At 68.6% G+C, this 15,367-nt stretch carries 14 protein-coding genes and 3 pseudogenes; 10 read left to right on the top strand and 7 right to left on the bottom strand.

Going from position 1 to position 15,367, the window contains the following annotated elements; translation table 11 throughout:
• The first annotated feature begins 226 nt into the window (after positions 1 to 226).
• The gene (locus tag ACFU8Q_RS08920; protein WP_384449908.1) at positions 227 to 1,732 is read left to right on the top strand and encodes a rhamnulokinase family protein; all 1,506 of its coding nucleotides are present in this window, start codon (positions 227 to 229) and stop codon (positions 1,730 to 1,732) included.
• 234 nt (positions 1,733 to 1,966) lie between these two features.
• Here the strand turns inward: ACFU8Q_RS08920 and ACFU8Q_RS08915 are convergent, their stop codons facing one another.
• Genes ACFU8Q_RS08915 through ACFU8Q_RS08900 form a run of 4 tightly spaced genes read right to left on the bottom strand, consistent with a single transcriptional unit; the run spans position 1,967 to position 6,019 of the window.
• Complete coding sequence (locus ACFU8Q_RS08915) at positions 1,967 to 2,782, bottom strand: ABC transporter permease (protein WP_384449905.1); 816 nt, start codon at positions 2,780 to 2,782, stop codon at positions 1,967 to 1,969.
• 43 nt (positions 2,783 to 2,825) lie between these two features.
• Positions 2,826 to 3,710, bottom strand: coding sequence for an ABC transporter permease (locus ACFU8Q_RS08910; RefSeq protein WP_384449902.1), 885 nt, complete (start codon positions 3,708 to 3,710; stop codon positions 2,826 to 2,828).
• A gap of 13 nt (positions 3,711 to 3,723) precedes the next feature.
• A complete protein-coding gene (locus tag ACFU8Q_RS08905) occupies positions 3,724 to 4,926 on the bottom strand; it encodes an ABC transporter substrate-binding protein (protein WP_384449899.1) in 1,203 nt (400 codons plus the stop codon).
• A gap of 55 nt (positions 4,927 to 4,981) precedes the next feature.
• Entirely contained in the window at positions 4,982 to 6,019 is a 1,038-nt protein-coding gene (locus tag ACFU8Q_RS08900; protein WP_384449896.1) for an ABC transporter ATP-binding protein, read from the bottom strand.
• A gap of 113 nt (positions 6,020 to 6,132) precedes the next feature.
• Here ACFU8Q_RS08900 and ACFU8Q_RS08895 point away from each other — a divergent pair, with 113 nt between their 5' ends.
• The 6 genes and pseudogenes from ACFU8Q_RS08895 to ACFU8Q_RS08870 all read left to right on the top strand — a co-directional run bounded on the left by ACFU8Q_RS08895 (position 6,133) and on the right by ACFU8Q_RS08870 (position 10,342).
• The gene (locus ACFU8Q_RS08895) at positions 6,133 to 6,951 is read left to right on the top strand and encodes a FadR/GntR family transcriptional regulator (protein WP_384449894.1); all 819 of its coding nucleotides are present in this window, start codon (positions 6,133 to 6,135) and stop codon (positions 6,949 to 6,951) included.
• Positions 6,905 to 7,705 carry a cache domain-containing protein gene (locus ACFU8Q_RS08890; protein ID WP_384449891.1) on the top strand — a complete coding sequence of 267 codons (801 nt, stop codon included), beginning with the start codon at positions 6,905 to 6,907 and terminating at the stop codon, positions 7,703 to 7,705. Before ACFU8Q_RS08895 ends, ACFU8Q_RS08890 begins: the two co-directional genes overlap by 47 nt.
• Positions 7,706 to 7,920: 215 nt before the next feature.
• A pseudogene (locus ACFU8Q_RS08885) lies at positions 7,921 to 8,172 on the top strand (IS110 family transposase); the annotation flags it as partial.
• A 177-nt stretch (positions 8,173 to 8,349) separates the two neighbouring features.
• Positions 8,350 to 8,757 carry a RidA family protein gene (locus ACFU8Q_RS08880; RefSeq protein ID WP_384449888.1) on the top strand — a complete coding sequence of 136 codons (408 nt, stop codon included), beginning with the start codon at positions 8,350 to 8,352 and terminating at the stop codon, positions 8,755 to 8,757.
• A gap of 111 nt (positions 8,758 to 8,868) precedes the next feature.
• Positions 8,869 to 9,447 (top strand): TIGR03086 family metal-binding protein, encoded by a 579-nt coding sequence (locus tag ACFU8Q_RS08875; RefSeq protein WP_384449885.1) that lies wholly within the window; start codon positions 8,869 to 8,871, stop codon positions 9,445 to 9,447.
• 241 nt (positions 9,448 to 9,688) lie between these two features.
• Complete coding sequence (locus ACFU8Q_RS08870; RefSeq protein WP_384449882.1) at positions 9,689 to 10,342, top strand: class I SAM-dependent methyltransferase; 654 nt, start codon at positions 9,689 to 9,691, stop codon at positions 10,340 to 10,342.
• 62 nt (positions 10,343 to 10,404) lie between these two features.
• On the opposite strand, the pseudogene ACFU8Q_RS08865 reads toward ACFU8Q_RS08870, so the two are convergent.
• Positions 10,405 to 10,533, bottom strand: a pseudogene (locus ACFU8Q_RS08865) (IS630 family transposase); the annotation flags it as partial.
• A 270-nt stretch (positions 10,534 to 10,803) separates the two neighbouring features.
• Between ACFU8Q_RS08865 and ACFU8Q_RS08860 the strand changes: the two are divergent.
• The gene (locus ACFU8Q_RS08860; RefSeq protein ID WP_384449879.1) at positions 10,804 to 11,277 is read left to right on the top strand and encodes a hypothetical protein; all 474 of its coding nucleotides are present in this window, start codon (positions 10,804 to 10,806) and stop codon (positions 11,275 to 11,277) included.
• A 188-nt stretch (positions 11,278 to 11,465) separates the two neighbouring features.
• Positions 11,466 to 11,622 (top strand): annotated as a pseudogene (locus ACFU8Q_RS08855) (IS5/IS1182 family transposase); the annotation flags it as partial.
• A 55-nt stretch (positions 11,623 to 11,677) separates the two neighbouring features.
• Here the strand turns inward: ACFU8Q_RS08855 and ACFU8Q_RS08850 are convergent.
• Positions 11,678 to 12,031 (bottom strand): beta/gamma crystallin domain-containing protein, encoded by a 354-nt coding sequence (locus ACFU8Q_RS08850; protein WP_384449876.1) that lies wholly within the window; start codon positions 12,029 to 12,031, stop codon positions 11,678 to 11,680.
• Between the two features lie 662 nt (positions 12,032 to 12,693).
• Here ACFU8Q_RS08850 and ACFU8Q_RS08845 point away from each other — a divergent pair.
• A complete protein-coding gene (locus tag ACFU8Q_RS08845) occupies positions 12,694 to 13,677 on the top strand; it encodes a phosphotransferase family protein (protein WP_384449873.1) in 984 nt (327 codons plus the stop codon).
• A 237-nt stretch (positions 13,678 to 13,914) separates the two neighbouring features.
• On the opposite strand, the gene ACFU8Q_RS08840 is transcribed toward ACFU8Q_RS08845, so the two are convergent.
• The coding region (locus ACFU8Q_RS08840) for an amidohydrolase (protein ID WP_384449870.1) at positions 13,915 to 15,367 on the bottom strand (1,453 nt) is incomplete at its 5' end.

Genomic DNA, 15,367 nt, shown 5'->3' with positions numbered 1-15,367 from the left:
CCCGGCCCGGTGACGGCCCGCCGATCCCGCCGGCGCCGACCCCGCACCGTCTGTTCCGGCATCCCCTGCACGGGGGCGTCCGGACGGTTCACCACCGCACGGGACCGTCCGGACACTCCGTGCGCCCACGCGCGCGGGCCCGAGGACAGCATTGACCCCACGCGCCCGCCGCTCCGGCCCCGCCCTCCCCCATCGACACCGCACGCCCCGCGGAGGAGCCACCCACATGACCACCACCCCATCCCCCTCCGCCTCCCCCGCTCTGTTCGCCGCGGCCGACCTGGGTGCCACGAGCGGGCGGGTCGTCCTCGGCGAGGTCGCACCGGACCGCCTCGTCCTCACCGAACTGCACCGGTTCGCCAACGCGCCGGTGCGGCTGCCCGACGGACTGCGCTGGGACGTGCTGGCGCTCTTCCAAGGGGTTCTCGACGGGCTACGCCAAGTCGCCCGCAGGACCGGCGGCCGGATCGCGTCCATAGGAGTGGACAGCTGGGCGGTGGACTACGGGCTGCTGGACCGCGACGGGGCGCTGCTCGGGTACCCCTTCCACTACCGCGACAACCGCACCGACGGCGTCCCCGACACCGTGTGGGAGCGGATCGGCGCCCAGGAGCTGTACGGGATCACAGGCCTTCAGCACCTGTCCTTCAACACCGTCTTCCAGCTCGCCGCCGCGGCCGGCACCGCCCAGATGGACGCCGCCCGAACCCTGCTGCTCGTCCCCGACCTGCTCATCCACTGGCTGACCGGAACCGTGGGCGCCGAGGAGACCAACGCCTCCACCACCGGGCTCTTCGACGCACGCACCGGCGCCTGGCGCCCCGACCTCCTCGACCGGCTCTCCCTCGCCCCCGGCCTACTGCCGCCGCTGCGCGCACCCGGTGACCCCGCAGGCACCCTGCTGCCGCACATCGCCGAGTACACCGGACTCGGCACCAGCACCCCGGTGACCACGGTCGCCTCCCACGACACCGCCTCCGCCGTCGTCGCAGTACCGGCCACCGCCCCCCGTTTCGCGTACATCTCGTGCGGCACCTGGTCCCTGGCGGGGCTGGAGCTGAACGCCCCCATCCTGAGCGAGGAGTCCCGGGAGGCCGGCTTCACCAACGAGCGTGGCGTCGACGGCACCATTCGCTACCTGCGCAACATCATGGGCATGTGGCTCCTGGAGGAGTGCCGCCGCACCTGGGCGGCGCAGGGCCTGCCGACCGGACTGTCCGAGCTGCTCTCCGAGGCCGACCGGGCCCGGCCGTTCGTCTCGGTGATCGCCGCGGACGCGCCGGAGTTCCTCGCCCCCGGTGACATGCCGGAACAGATTCGCGCCTACTGCCGCCGCACCGGGCAGCCCGTCCCCGACAGCCAGGGCGCCCTGGTCCGCTGCATCGTGGAGAGCCTGGCGCTGGCACACCGCCGGGTCCTGCGGCAGGCCGCGCGGCTCGCGGACCACGACATCACCCAGGTCCATCTGGTGGGCGGCGGCTCGCGCAACGAACTGCTGTGTCAGCTGACCGCCGACGCCTGCGGGCTGCCTGTGGTGGCGGGCCCCGCCGAGGCCACCGCGCTCGGCAACGTCCTCGTCCAGGCCAGGGCAGCCGGTCTGGTCGGCGAGCTCTCCTCGATGCGCCGGCTCGTCGCGGACACCCAGCAGTTGCGCCACTACGCGCCCGGCGGCGACCCTGCCGCCTGGGACGCGGCCGAGGCCCGTCTCGCGCCGGCCGGAGAAGGCCTATGAGGTGTGTCGCCCTCTGCGCGGCTGCGTGAACGACGTTCTCCAACCGGGCACGGCCTCACCGCCGTGAAACTCCTCGAACATCCCGGTCCTCTCGCTCGGATCAGGCCGGATCGGTGGGCGGGCTCCGTACGGCGACTGAAGGCCGTCCGCGAAAAGACGCCGCCCCGGCTGCACTCCCCCGCCGCCGCCCCGAGACGACGCCCGGTCGGGTGTCGCGACAGACACCCCGACCCATCAGATGCGGCTGCCGGAGGCAGTATCCGACGACAACCGCTGGGCGAGGTAGATCGGTATGACGGACAGCAGGACGAGGACGGCGGCAACGACATTGACGACGGGGGCCTGTTGGGGTCGGGCCATGTTGGAGAAGATCCAGACGGGGAGGGTCTGGACACCGGGCCCGGCGGTGAACGTCGTCACGACGATCTCGTCGAAGGACAGGGCGAAGGCGAGAAGTCCGCCCGCTACCAGCGCGGAGCGCACCAGAGGGAAGGTGATGTCGAGGAACGTACGGAAGGTGTGGGCCCCTAGGTCCATGGCGGCCTCCTCGTACGATCCCGGCATCCGGCGCAGCCGGGCGATCACGTTGTTGAAGACGACCACGATGCAGAAGGTGGCGTGGCCGACGACCACCGTGAACATTCCGAGGCCCACTCCGAGCGGTTCGAGGACCGTACGGAAGGCAGTGTTGAGCGCGACACCGGTGACGATGCCCGGCAGTGCGATCGGCAGGACGACCACGAAGGAGATGGCCTCGCGTCCGAAGAACTTGTATCGCTGGCAGGCGAAGGCGATGAGCGTACCGAGGACCAGGGCGATCGCGGTCGCGCCGAGCCCGGCCCTGACCGAGGTCCACAGCGCGTTGCGGGCGCCTGAGCTGTGCCAGGCGGCCACCCACCAGTCGACGGTGAGGCCGGGTGGCGGCCAGCCCGAACTGCGGTCCGGATTGAGGGAGTTGACGAGGACCAGGAGCAGCGGGACGTAGATCACCGCGAAACCGAGCCCGGCGGCGATGCGCAGTGTGACGCGCGCGGGGCGGGAAAGATTCATCGGGGGCCTTCGCTGTGCGTGATACGGAGGTGAAGGAGAGGGGTCAGAGACTGCTGAGGGCTCCGGTACGGCGCACCGCGAGCAGATAGAGCACGATGATCACGACGGGCACGGTGCCGAGCGCGGCGGCCAGCGGCAGGTCCAGGGTGATGTTGGAGTAGATGAGGTTGCCGATGAGCTGCGTCTTGCCGCCGACGATCTGTACGGCGATGTAGTCGCCGAGGCTGAGCGAGAAGGTGAAGACCGAGCCGGCCGCGATGGACGGCAGAATCATCGGCAGTACCACGGACCGGAAGGTGCGCCCGGTGCGGGCGCCGAGGTCGGCGGAGGCGTCCAGGAGACTGGCCGGGAGCTGCTCGAGTCCGGCGTGGATCGGCAGGATCATGTACGGCAGCCACAGGTAGGTCAGCACCAGGACGGTCGCGGTCAGTCCGTAGCCGGGCCCTTCGAGTCCCAGTGGCTTCAACGCCCAGTCGAGCAGGCCGCCCTGGGCGAGGATGAGCCGCCAGGCATATGCCTTGACGAGGTAGCTGGCCCACAGCGGAGTGAGGATCGCCACGACGAGGAGCGGCCGCCGTTTGGGGTTCGCGATGCGGGCGGTGTAGAAGGCGATCGGGAAGGCGATCAGTACACACAGCGCGGTGACCGCGAGGGCGACGCCGATGCTGCGCAGGGCGACCTGACGGTAGACGTCGGTGGTGAACAGTGCCGTGAAATTGTCCGTGTTCCAGATCTTCACCACGTTGGAGGTGAAGGAGTCCGTGGTCCAGAAGGCGGAGAGGAACAGCACGGTGAGCGAGCCGATGTAGGCCAGCGTGAGCCAGGCCAGTGGCGCGGAGAGCAGCAGGGACAGCTGCAGCCGGGGGCGGCGGTGCAGGGTCCCGGCGAGCCGCCGGACGGGTCCGGCGGCAGGCGCGGTGGTGGTCATGGACAGGTAACCCTCAGCCCTTGATCTCGGTCCAGGCCTGGACCCACTTCGCGTACGGCACGCACTTGGTGTCCGTACGTCCGTCCATGCACTGCGCGATGGGCGTGGTCCAGAAGTGGACGTCCTTCCAGTACGACTCGTCGGCGGCGTGGTAGGTGGTGCAGTGGCTCTTGTCCGCGGTCAGTGTGCAGGCCTTCGCGTTGGACGGTGCCTCACCGAAGTACTCGGCGACCTGGGCGTTCGCCTTCGGTGAGATGATCCAATTCATCCAGTTGTAGGCGCAGTTGGGGTGCTTGGCCTTGGCGGAGATCATCCATGTGTCGGACCATCCGGTGGCGCCCTCCTTGGGGAGGACGGCCTTGACCGGGACCTTCTCGTCCTGGGCGGTATTCAGGATCACCTGCCAGCTGGTGCCGACCACCGAGTCACCGCTCTTGAAGGCGGAGACCTCCTTCAGGTAGTCGCTCCAGTACTCACCGATGTCGGCGTTCTGCTCCTTGAGCAGGTCGACGGCGGCGTCGAACTGCTTCTGGTCCAGGGCATACGGGTCCTTGATGCCGAGAGACGGCTCGGTCTTCATCAGGTACAGGGCGGCGTCCGCGATGTAGATCGGCGAGTCGTACGCCGTTACCTTCCCCTTGTACGCCGAGGACTTGTCGAAGACCGCGGACCAGGAGTCGGGCGCCGGGGAAACCTTCTTCGTGTTGTACATCAGCAAATTGGCGCCGCGGCCGTGTGGAATGCCGTAGGAGACACCCTTGACCGAGTTCCACTGCTGGTCCTTCAGCCCGGAAAAGACGTCCTTGTAGTTGGGCACCAAGTCGGTGTTGACGGGTGCGGCGTCGCCGGAGGCGATCAGCCGCAGCGCCGCGTCACCGGAGGCGGAGACCGCATCGTACTGACCGGTCTTCATCAGGCTGACCATCTCGTCGGAGGTGCCCGCGGTCTTGGTGTTGACCTGACAGCCGGTCTGCTTCTCGAAGTCGGTGACCCAGTCGACCTTCGGGTCGTTGGAGCCGTCCTCGGCGTATCCGGCCCAGGCGATCAGGTTCACCCGGCCCTCCGACTTGCCGAGGGTCTTCTGCGCGGCGAGCTTGGGCGGGGTGAAGTCGCTGCCGCCGGGCGACGTGGCGGCATTGTCCGAGGAACCGCAGGCGGTGGCGAGGAGCAGGGCGCCGAGCGCGGCCGCTGCTCGGGACGTTCGGTTCAGACGCACAGGGATCTCCACGGAAGGGGGAAGGGGCGGGTACGGGTCGTGCGGGTGTGTGCACTCACCGGGCCTCAGGTACCCGGAAGTTGTGCCGTTGGTGCCACTGGAGCGTGACTCGGGAGCCACGGAAGGCGGCGACGTCCTCGGAGGAGGTCTCCAGGTTCTGCTGGAGGGCGGTGAGCCGACCGCCTGCGTCGAGGTCCACCAGGAAGCGGGTGGCGTCCCCCAGGTAGACGACCTCCGCCACGGTGCCGGTGGCACTGGAGTGCTGCGGCTCGTCGGCGATGGCGGATTCCTTGAGTACGCGGATCTTCTCCGGCCGGATGCTGTACGTTCCCCGGTCGCCCACGACCTGCTCCGCGGCAGCGTCGGTCAGCAGGTTCGACGTACCGACGAAGCCCGCGACGAACGGGGTGGCGGGACGTTCGTATATCTGGGCCGGGGTCCCGATCTGTTCGACGCGGCCCTGGTTGAAGACCGCGATCCGGTCGCTCATTGTCAGCGCTTCCTCCTGGTCGTGCGTGACGAAGACGAAGGTGATGCCGACCTCGCGCTGGATCGCCTTGAGCTCGACCTGCATCTGCTCGCGCAGCTTGAGGTCGAGGGCGCCCAGCGGCTCGTCGAGCAACAGCACCTTCGGACGGCCGACAAGGGCGCGGGCCAGTGCCACGCGCTGGCGTTGGCCCCCGGAGAGCTGGGAGGGGCGACGCGTGCCGAAGTCCGCGAGACGCACGCTCGCCAGCGCTTCCCTGGCTTGCTTCAGACGCTCGGCCTTGGGCACCTTGCGGACCTTGAGGCCGTAGGCGACGTTCTGCTCCAGGGTCATGTGCGGGAAGAGCGCGTAGTCCTGGAAGACGGTGTGCACGTCGCGTTCGAAGGGTGCCAGACCGGTGACGTCGGAGCCTGCGAGCTCGATGGTTCCGACGCTGGGTGCCTCGAAGCCGGCGATCAACCGGAGCACTGTGGTCTTGCCGGAGCCGGACGGCCCCAGCATCGAGAAGAACTCGCCGTCCGCGATCTCCAGATCGACTCCGGCCACAGCCTCTGTCCGACCGAAGGACTTACGCAGGTTCTGCAACCGGATGGCCATTCCCTCCATGGGCGGGAACCTTTCTGGTGCTGTCGGGAGTTGACCGTAAACCTATGAAGCCATAGTTCTAATTTCAAGGCCCCGTTAAGGCAAAAGCTCGGTCAACTGGCAAGGTGGTGATCGTGAACCGAGACAGACCCGGCGCCCGCAGAGTCGTCTTCACGCCCGTCGACACCCTGGCCCGCGTGGATGCCGTTGTGCGGCGGCTCGGTGACGCCATCGACCTCGGACTGCTCGCCGACGGCGAGCGGCTGCCCGGCGAGAGCGACCTCGCCGCCCAGCTCGGCGTCTCCACCGTGACCCTGCGGGAAGCGCTGATGGCCCTCAGGCAAAGGGGCCTGGTCGCCACTCGCAGGGGCCGTGGCGGAGGCAGCTTCGTCACCGTGCCCGACGGTCCCGCGGAGGGCCGACTGCTTGCCCGCCTCTCTGACTGGAGCACCGAGGAACTCCGCGATCTCGCCGACCACTGGGCAGCCGTCTCGGGTGCCGCCGCGCGGCTCGCGGCCCAGCGCACCGAGCCCGAGGATCTGCAGCAACTGCACAGGTCTCTGGAAGAGTTGGTGAAAGCCGAGGACTCGGGGGAACGCAGCCGCGTCTTCGGGCGCTTCCATGTCGAGCTGGCCGCAGCCGCCCAGTCAGCCCGGCTGACCAGGGAAGAAGTCACTCTCCAGACCGAAGTGGGCGCACTTCTGCGCCTCGTACTCTGCGAGGACGAGCACCTCAAGGACGCAGCGGATCGTCACCACGCCGTGATCTCAGCCGTGCATGATGGGGCGGATGACCGTGCCAGGGCCCTGGCCGAACAATGCGTGCGGGCCTCCATGGCGCCCCTGATCGAACTCCGCCTCGGCTCGGCCGACGGTGCGCGCGGTCCCCGTCCGAAGGAGGGCCCCGATGGGCAGCAGTCCCCGTCTCGCAAGCGCCGGATCGGCAGTACTTGACGAGATGACGGCCGCCGACGCGGCCGTCCGTGTCCGAGACGCGCTCGAAGAAGTCTTCGACGCTGTAGGCAGGACCGCTACGGACACGGAGTCGGTACTGGCCTCGGCCGTCGCAGACGACCGTCGGCCGGTCTCGACCGATCTGGCCGCGCTCCGCGCCGGCCTGCACGCCTGTCTCGCCCAGTACGACCTGGTCTCGGGGCTCGGCTTCGTGGCGGCACCAGGACTGCTCGACGACGTGCCGGCGTGGCTCGAGTGGTGGCAGACCACCGCGGACGGTACCGTGCATCCGCTGTTGCTCGATCTGGACCCTGAGCACTCGGCATACTCCAACTACACCCACTGGGACTGGTTCACCCTCCCCCGCGACACCGGACAGCGGGCAATCGCGGGGCCCTACGTCGACTACCTCTGCTCCGACGAGTACAGCCTCACCCTCTCCTCTCCGGTAACGGTCGGGGGACGCTTCATGGGAGTGGCCGCCGCCGACATCTACCTACGGCGCTTCGAAGCCGTCGTCACGCCCCTGCTCCAACGCCTGCCGGGACCCGCCCGCCTGGTCAACGCGCGCGGCCGGGTCGCCGCCTCCACCGACCCCCACCACTTCGTTGGATCGCTCACCAAGGGCCCGGACTTCGCGGCGGTACTGGCCGGACCTGACATCAGCACCGAACACGGTGGGCAGCAACTGCGGCCCTGCAACGGAATCCCTCTCATCCTGGTGACGGCGCCACCCCCGGCAAATCACCGGTAAGCCTGGTTCTGCCGGACGCCAACGGATGCATGCCTCGGCCCGACGAGTTGTCTACGGGGATCGGCTACGCACGCCACCGCGCCCTGTTCACTGCCCGCTCCCGCCGCGTCGACCCGCGGCGCCGGCTGGATCCGCAGCGGTGACTGCGCCCGAACCCCAGCCCAATGCCGCGCACGCCCAACGCTGGATCTTCCACGTCCGGACCGGATCACCTCCGCGCCTCGCGGAACCAGCGCCTGGCTGCCGTCGGCTACGTCTGGGCCTTCGCGGCCCTGACCGCCTCACTCGGCGCCCGAGCCCACTACGACCGCCGCAGCAAGGCCGGCGACCGGCACACCGCAGCCCAGAGAAACCTCTTCAACCGCATGCTCGGCTGCCTGCACCACTGCCTCACCGTCCGCACTGACTACGACGAGGCAATCGCCTTCCTCACCCTCAAGGCACCCGACGTCGCTGAGGCCGCTTGACAGATCAACCGCATCGGATGTCTGGCGAGACCGTCACGCCGCCGACGAACGGCTACGGGACGTGGTCGACAGGGCGAGCGTTGCCTGATGCGGCTTCGCCGACAGGTAATTGATGCGGCGTGGTGTGTCGGCGCCTGAGAGCATGACCGGATCTCACACGCACCGAAGGGAACTGTTGTGGCTCGTGCTATCACCCTGATCCGTTCCAGCTCGCTGTCCGACGTCGCCGAGTACGCGTATGCGGCCACCGCGCCGGCCGAATCACGTTTGATCTTCCTCGCCGGGGCATGCCCACTGAACGAAGACGGGTCCACGGCAGCTATCGGGGACTACGCGGGGCAGGCGGCGAAAGCCTTTGAGAACATGCGGATTGCGCTGACCGAGGCTGGTGCATCGGTCGAGGACGTCATCAGCACCCGAGTGCTCGTCGCGTCAACCAGCCAGGCAGATCTGGTGGCCGCCTGGGAGGTAGTCCGGGAATCGTTCGGAGACCACGACGTCCCCAGCACCCTGATGGGAGTCACCGTGCTCGGCTACTACGACCAGCTCGTAGAGATCGAAGCCGTCGCTGCCGTGCTCGACTAGCCAAAACTTGGTGCGTTTCAGGCAACGTGCGCCCCGACAGGCATCGGGACGGTCTGAAGCGCCTCCGAAAACGAGTGGCACGAAAACGGGGGCACGGCTAACGTCGCGGCCGTGGATATCAGGGAACTGGACCGCCGTGCCCTCGCCACCTTGGGAACGGTGATCGCGCAGATTGGCCCGGACCAACTTCGTCTTCCAACGCCGTGTGCCGACTGGACACTGCACGGCCTGCTCCGCCACCAAGTGAGCGAGAACCTCGGCTTCGCAGCCGCCGCAGCAGGCGTCACCGGTGACCTCCGGGCCTGGGACCAGGGCAACTTGGGCGGGGATCCTTACCAGGCGTACCTCGACTCGGCCGACGCCATGACGAGGGCGTTCGCCGAGGATGTCCTGGACCATTCGCTCCAGATCAGGGAGTTCGGGTTCTTTCCCGGCCGGGTTGCGCTCGGTATGCATGTGCTCGACTGCGTAGTCCACGGTTGGGACGTCGCTCAGACCATCGGCGTTGCCTACGATCCGGGCGCCGACCTCGTCCGCTACTCACTCAAGGTCGCGGCGCAGATCCCGACCGGAGCACCGTCCGACGACCGGGCAGGGACTCCGTTTGCCCCGGCGGTCGAGATCTCCGCGAGCTCTCCCGCCCTGGAGCGGCTGCTCGGACTCGTCGGCCGTCGTCCAGCGGCAAGCTGAACGACGGCTCATCAACGGGTCGTGCACCGACTTCTACACCGTAGAAACGCCGTCCGGTATCGCCCGGTGCAGGAATCGACCGGCACGATGTACCGAGGCACGTTGCCTGATGCGGCACGTGCCGTGACCGGAAACGATCACCGGTGGTGTGACGGCTGGGTGTCTACAGCGGTGGATGTCGCGCAGGTCAACATCAAGATCGTGCCACGGCCTGTCAGTTGCCTGGTCTAGGGTCGCCCGCATGGCTGAGCCCTCCTTTCTGACCGCCGTCCGCGAGTCGTACGACACGGTCGCCGCCGATTACGTCGAACGCGTCCCGTCTCCAGCCGAGATTGATCCGCTGTCACGTGCGATGCTGGCGGGGTTCGCCGAACTGGTGCGGACGGCCGGCCTGGGGCCGGTCGCGGACCTGGGATGCGGCCCAGGACGCGTGACGGCGCACCTGGCCGGGCTGGGGGTGTCCGCCTTCGGCGTCGATCTGTCGCCGAAAATGATCGGGCTGGCCCGGCACGCCTATCCGAACCTGCGGTTCGCTGAGGGCTCGATGACCGCACTGGAGATGAGGGACGACGAGCTCGGCGGCATCCTGGCCTGGTACTCCACCCATCACACGCCCCCGCAGTGGCTGCCGGCGGTGTTCGCCGAGTTCCACCGCACGCTCGCGCCCGGCGGCTACCTGCTCTGGGGAGACTATGTCGGCAATGAGCGGCTGCAGCCGAGGAAGGGCTACGGCCGTCCGGTGTCCTACGAGTCGTACCTCCTGCCCCTGGACCGCATGGTCGACCTGCTGGACCATGCCGGACTCGTCGTCACCGCGAGACTGGAGCAGGAGCCCTGCGGACGCGTGACGAGACCGCACGCCTGCCTCCTGGCCCGCAAGCCCGAAAGGCCCTGACGGGGCTTGTTCCCGGGGTGAGGCCGCTCGTGCTGGACCGCTGACGATCACGGGGCGGGCGGTCAGACCGCTGGGTTGACAGGGCGGCCGCCCCAGCGGATGCCTTTCTCGCTGCGGACACGGGCGCGTTCCCGGCACTGCACGGCCAGGACGCCTGGATGGCGTGCGTTCTGATTGCGCCAGTGCAAGTAGGTTGATCGGTGTGGACGACGGAATGGAGCCGGTTCATCTACCGGCCGGTGAGGACGTCCAGGCGGGGGCTGAGGTGAAGTGGGCAGGGACGGCCCGGCGCAGGACGTACGGGCCGCCGACTTCGGGGCGGTCCCAGGCGCGTTCAACGGCGTCGGTGACACGGTCGGCGCAAGCAGTGTCGTTTCGGCGATGAAATCGCTGGACTGTACGGGTGAGTTCGTGGCTCAGGGGCTGTCGCGGACACATGCGGACTGCGTAAATCCGGGGTTGTGATCAAGAACCTCGTGTTGCGCAGCCTCCCCGCGCTCACCCTCGCAGCCCTGCCCATCCTTGCCGCCGTTCCTGCCGCTGACGCCGTGGAGAACAGCCGTACCGTCCAGAGCACGCAGACCCGAAAGGTCCTGCGGAGCGACTCCCGTTTCTACGCGCCCGCCACCCTCGGCAAGAACCAGGCCTGGACCTCCGGCAGCGGCCGTACCGTCCTGCGTGTTCAGAGCGACGGCAACGTCGTCGTCTACAAGGACAACCGTCCCGCCTGGCAGGCCCCGAACGTATACCCCAACGCCGACCACCTCGTCATGCAGGAGGACGGCAACTTCGTCATCTACAACAGGGCCGGTCAGGCCATCTGGGCCGCCGGAACCTGGCACAAGGGTCGCTACCTCGCCGTCCAGGACGACGGCAACGTCGTCGTCTACAACAACGCCAACCAGCCCGTTTGGGCAACCAACACCGGCGACTGAGCGACATTCCCGCATAGGACAGGGCCCGGACCAGTCGCCCGGGCCCTGTCTTCTCCCGTATCGTTCGCTACTCCCGCAAACACAGCCGAATACTCGTGGCAGAACGACTGACGTTGCGTGGCAGACCGCACGTGTGCCGCGTGCAGCATCCCGTTCAGGCCCGTGGCCCTGGCAGGCGCGGAGATGTCCTTTCCGAGTTGCGGGCAGTCGGCATGCTGGACATGGACGATGCGGCGATCGACGGCTCCTGCGTCAGGGGCCCTGAAGGGGGCTCATGCCGGGCCATCGCCGGTGGACCATGGCCGACTCGGCTCCGAGCACCATGTGATCCTCGATCGCCCCGGCCACGCCCGGAAGGGCGTGACCGGACAGTCATTCCCCGCAACGGGCTGTCAACTCGTCACAGGATCTGGATGGCGACGACCTTCGGTGCGCGGTTCGGGAAGGTGATGTCGTGCCAGCGCTCGATCTTCACCGAGTCACCGTTGGCGTCGTAGTAGATCAGGTCGTTGTTGCCCGTGGAGATCCGGTCGACCCACCACCCGCCGAAGTCGGTCTTTCCGGCATTCGCGTAGCAGTCGACGCTCTCACGGCCGTCGAGGTGCGACCAGATCTTCAGGAAGTTCTCCCCGCCGACACATTGGACGTGGTCGATAGCGAAGGCGTTACCGCTCGGCAAGCTGACGGTGAGCGCGGCAGTTGTGGCGAGCGCCACGGCCACGGAACGCGCGGCCCTCTTGCTTTTCGAGATCACAGATTCTCCTTCACGCGAAGGCCGGAACACGGGCCGACCCTGTCGTCGATGTTGTGTCATGACGGAACGGTGCTTCGTCGAGCAGACAACCGGATACGACCCGACAGGCAGCCATGAGACCCCATCGGGCAGCTCGAACGATGCTGTCTCCACGCTACAAACGGAACGAGGCCATACCGGCCGTAGCCAGGGAAAACACCTCAAAATGGTGATAACTCGAGGTAAGGCCGTGGCGCACGGTGGTGGAGGTAGCCGCTGAACGTTCCGGGGCCGTAACCGTCTGCGAGCTGTTCGCAATCCTGCGGCAGAGGCATGCCGAGGTCGGCTTCGACCAAGTCCCAGCAAATTTGGTCTGGCCGGTGACGCCTCGGGCACGGTCGCTCCTCGCGCCCCGGACCCGGACGGCCGCCCGGTCGCAAGACACCCGGCCCACCCCGCGCCGCGACGTGCACACAGTCGGCGAACGAACCCCGCAAAGCGACGAACGAAGAAGCCGACGCCCCCACGTCCACCCCGCACAGGTTGAAGATCAAGCCAGTTCCGTTGGCCGGCGAAAGACTCGACGGAGTAGCGGCAGATCAGCAACCTTCGGATAGTTGGAGGTAGTTGTGGGTGGATTGCCCAAGCTATGTGGCCATCGGGTGGTAGATAGCCTGGCTCCCATGAACAGGAGTGAAGGCGCCGAGCGTACCGGTGGGGACCGTGAGAGCCAGGACTGGAGTGCAACGCGCTCGTGGGTGGAAAAAGGACTGCCCGAGTCGGAACGCATTGAGGATGTCACGCGGTTGCGCGGCGGGTGGACCTCGGAGATGCGTCGTTTGAGCATCTCCGGGCCGAGCGGTCGACGCTCGCTGGTCCTTCGATCCTTCGTCGAACCTTTCTTCCTTCGGCACGCGGAGGGCCTGCTGTCGCGCGAGGCAATGATCCTGCGCCTGCTCGGTGAGACAGACGTGCCCGCGGCCACCCTCGTGGACGTGGACGCGACGGCGGAGTACTGCGACCACCCCTCCTTGCTGATGTCGCTGCTGCCCGGGAGCGTCCGTCTGGCCGACCAGGGAGCCGACCGGCGTGCCGACTTGCTGGCCGGCCGGCTCCGGCGCATCCATCAGGTGCAGGTCACCGAGGAGACCCGGCCCCGCACCTATGAGGCGTGGACCACGCCCGAACGGGTAAGCACACCTGGCTCCTCACGGCGGCCCGAGCTCTGGCGGCGGGCCGTGGACGTCATCCGACGCGAACCGCCGCACTACCAGCCCTGCTTCCTGCACCGGGACTTCCACCCCGGCAATGTTCTGTTCGAGGGCGACAACGACGACCTGCGGATCAGCGGCGTCGTCGACTGGGTGGAGACCTCCTGGGGGCCGGCCGACCTGGACGTGGCCCACTGCTCGACGGCCCTGGCCCTGCTGCACGGAGTTCCGACAGGCATGGGCTTCGCCGAACGGTACGTCGCGGCGGGAGGGACCCTGACCGACGAGCCCGCGGCGCATCTGTACTGGCGGCTGCTGGACGCGTTGGCCTTTGCTCCGGATGCCGAGAAGGTCGGCGTCCCCTGGCGCGAACTGGACCGCACCGATCTGACCCCCACCGTGCTGTCCGGCAGACTGGAGGAGTACATCCAGGCTCTTTTCGACCGCTACGCGTGAATCCCGCTCGGCCCCGGCGGGCAGTGCCTCAGGTCGGCGAGCCTGTCATGCTTCGAGTTCTCCCAAGCGCTCGACGAGCTGACCGCGTTCGAAGCGGGCTCCGGCACGAACCAGGGGAACCAGGTGGCCGACAGTGACAGCACAGGGCAGGATCGGCCCGCAGATCCGGATCGGGCGGATGGCGGTGTGGCCGCCGCCTCCATCCGGAGGGGGCGGCGGCCTCCAACCGCCGTGCATCTACTCGCTGTGGACCACCTCGCCGGCCACCAGGGTGAGCACGGCCCGGGTACCGGCCACGGGCGTGCCGGGAGCGAAAAGGTCCCGGTCGAGGACCGCGAGGTCCGCGGCCATGCCCTCGCGCAGGCAGCCGGTCTCGTCGTCGTTGCCGTTCACCCACGCCGAGCCGGCAGTGTAGGCGCGCAGGATGTCGGCAAGGCGCAGGCGCTGCTCGGGGCCGTACGGGCGGTCGGAGCCCGGCCAGTGGGCGTGCGCCGAGCCGGGTGGTTCGGTGCGGTGCACCGCGACGTGCATGGCCTGCCAGGGGTCGGCCGTGGTCACCGGCCAGTCGCTGCCGCCGGCGAGCCGGGCGCCGCTGTCGAGCAGCCGGCGGAAGGGGTACTGACGCCGGGCGCGCTCCTCCCCCAGCAGTGGATCGACCAGCTCGTCCGTCTGCGGATGGTGGGTCGCCCAGAGGGACTGGATGTTGGCCGTCACCCCCAGCTCGGCGAACCGGCCGATGTCTGCGTCGTCGATCAGTTGCACATGCGCGATGTGGTGCCGCCGGTCGCGCACTCCATTGGCCCGCGAGGCAGCCGCGACCGCGTCCAGGCACTCGCGGACCGCGCGGTCGCCGATCGCGTGGAAGTGGACCTGGAAGCCGGCCGCGTCCAGCCGGGTCACCGCCTCCGTGAGCAGTTCGGCGGGCACGTTGGAGTGGCCCAGGTTGCCGGTGGCGCACCCGCACTGGTCGAGGTAGGGCTCCAGCAGGGCGCCGGTGCCGGTCTCCAGTACGCCGTCCTGCATGACCTTCACCGTGCCCGCCCGGAACCGGCGGCCGTGCTCGCCGCGCCGGGCCAGAAGATCGTCCAGCTGTTCCAGGCCACGGTCCCGGTCCCACCACAGGGCTCCGGTGACCCGGGCCTTCAGCAGCCCTTCCGCGTCCGCCCGACGGTAGGCGGCGAGTGTGTCGCCGGCCCCGCCGTAGGCGCCGACGATGGCGTCCTGCCAGCCCGTGAGGCCGTACCGGAAGAGGTGCTCCTGGGCATGGCGGAGCGCTGCGCGCTGCTCCTGCGGGGTGTTCTCCGGCAGCACCCGGGCGACCAGGTCCATCGCAGCCTCGTGCAGCACCCCGGTGGGCCGGCCGGCCGCGTCGCGCTCGATCCGCCCGGCCGCGGGGTCCGGTGTGGACGCGTCGATCCCGGCGCGTTCCAGCGCCACCGAGTTGACCCACGCCGAGTGGTGGTCGGCGTTGGGCAGGAAGACCGGCCGGTCCGCGACGACCGCGTCCAGCAGTTCCTTGGTGGGCCAGCCGCCCGGGAAGCAGTCCATGCCCCAGCCGCCGCCCAGGATCCACGGTCGGCCAGGGTCGGCCGCCGCGTACTCCCGGACGAGGGCGGTGCACTGTGCGGCGTCGGCGGCGCCGGTCAGGTCGCAGCGCAGCGCCTCCATGGCGCCCCAGACGGGGTGGATG

It is taken from the genome of Streptomyces sp. NPDC057543, from assembly GCF_042801895.1.
Classification (GTDB): Bacteria; Actinomycetota; Actinomycetes; order Streptomycetales; family Streptomycetaceae; genus Streptomyces.
Note: the sequence above shows the minus strand (reverse complement) of the source record. Positions and strands in the feature narration are given on the sequence as shown.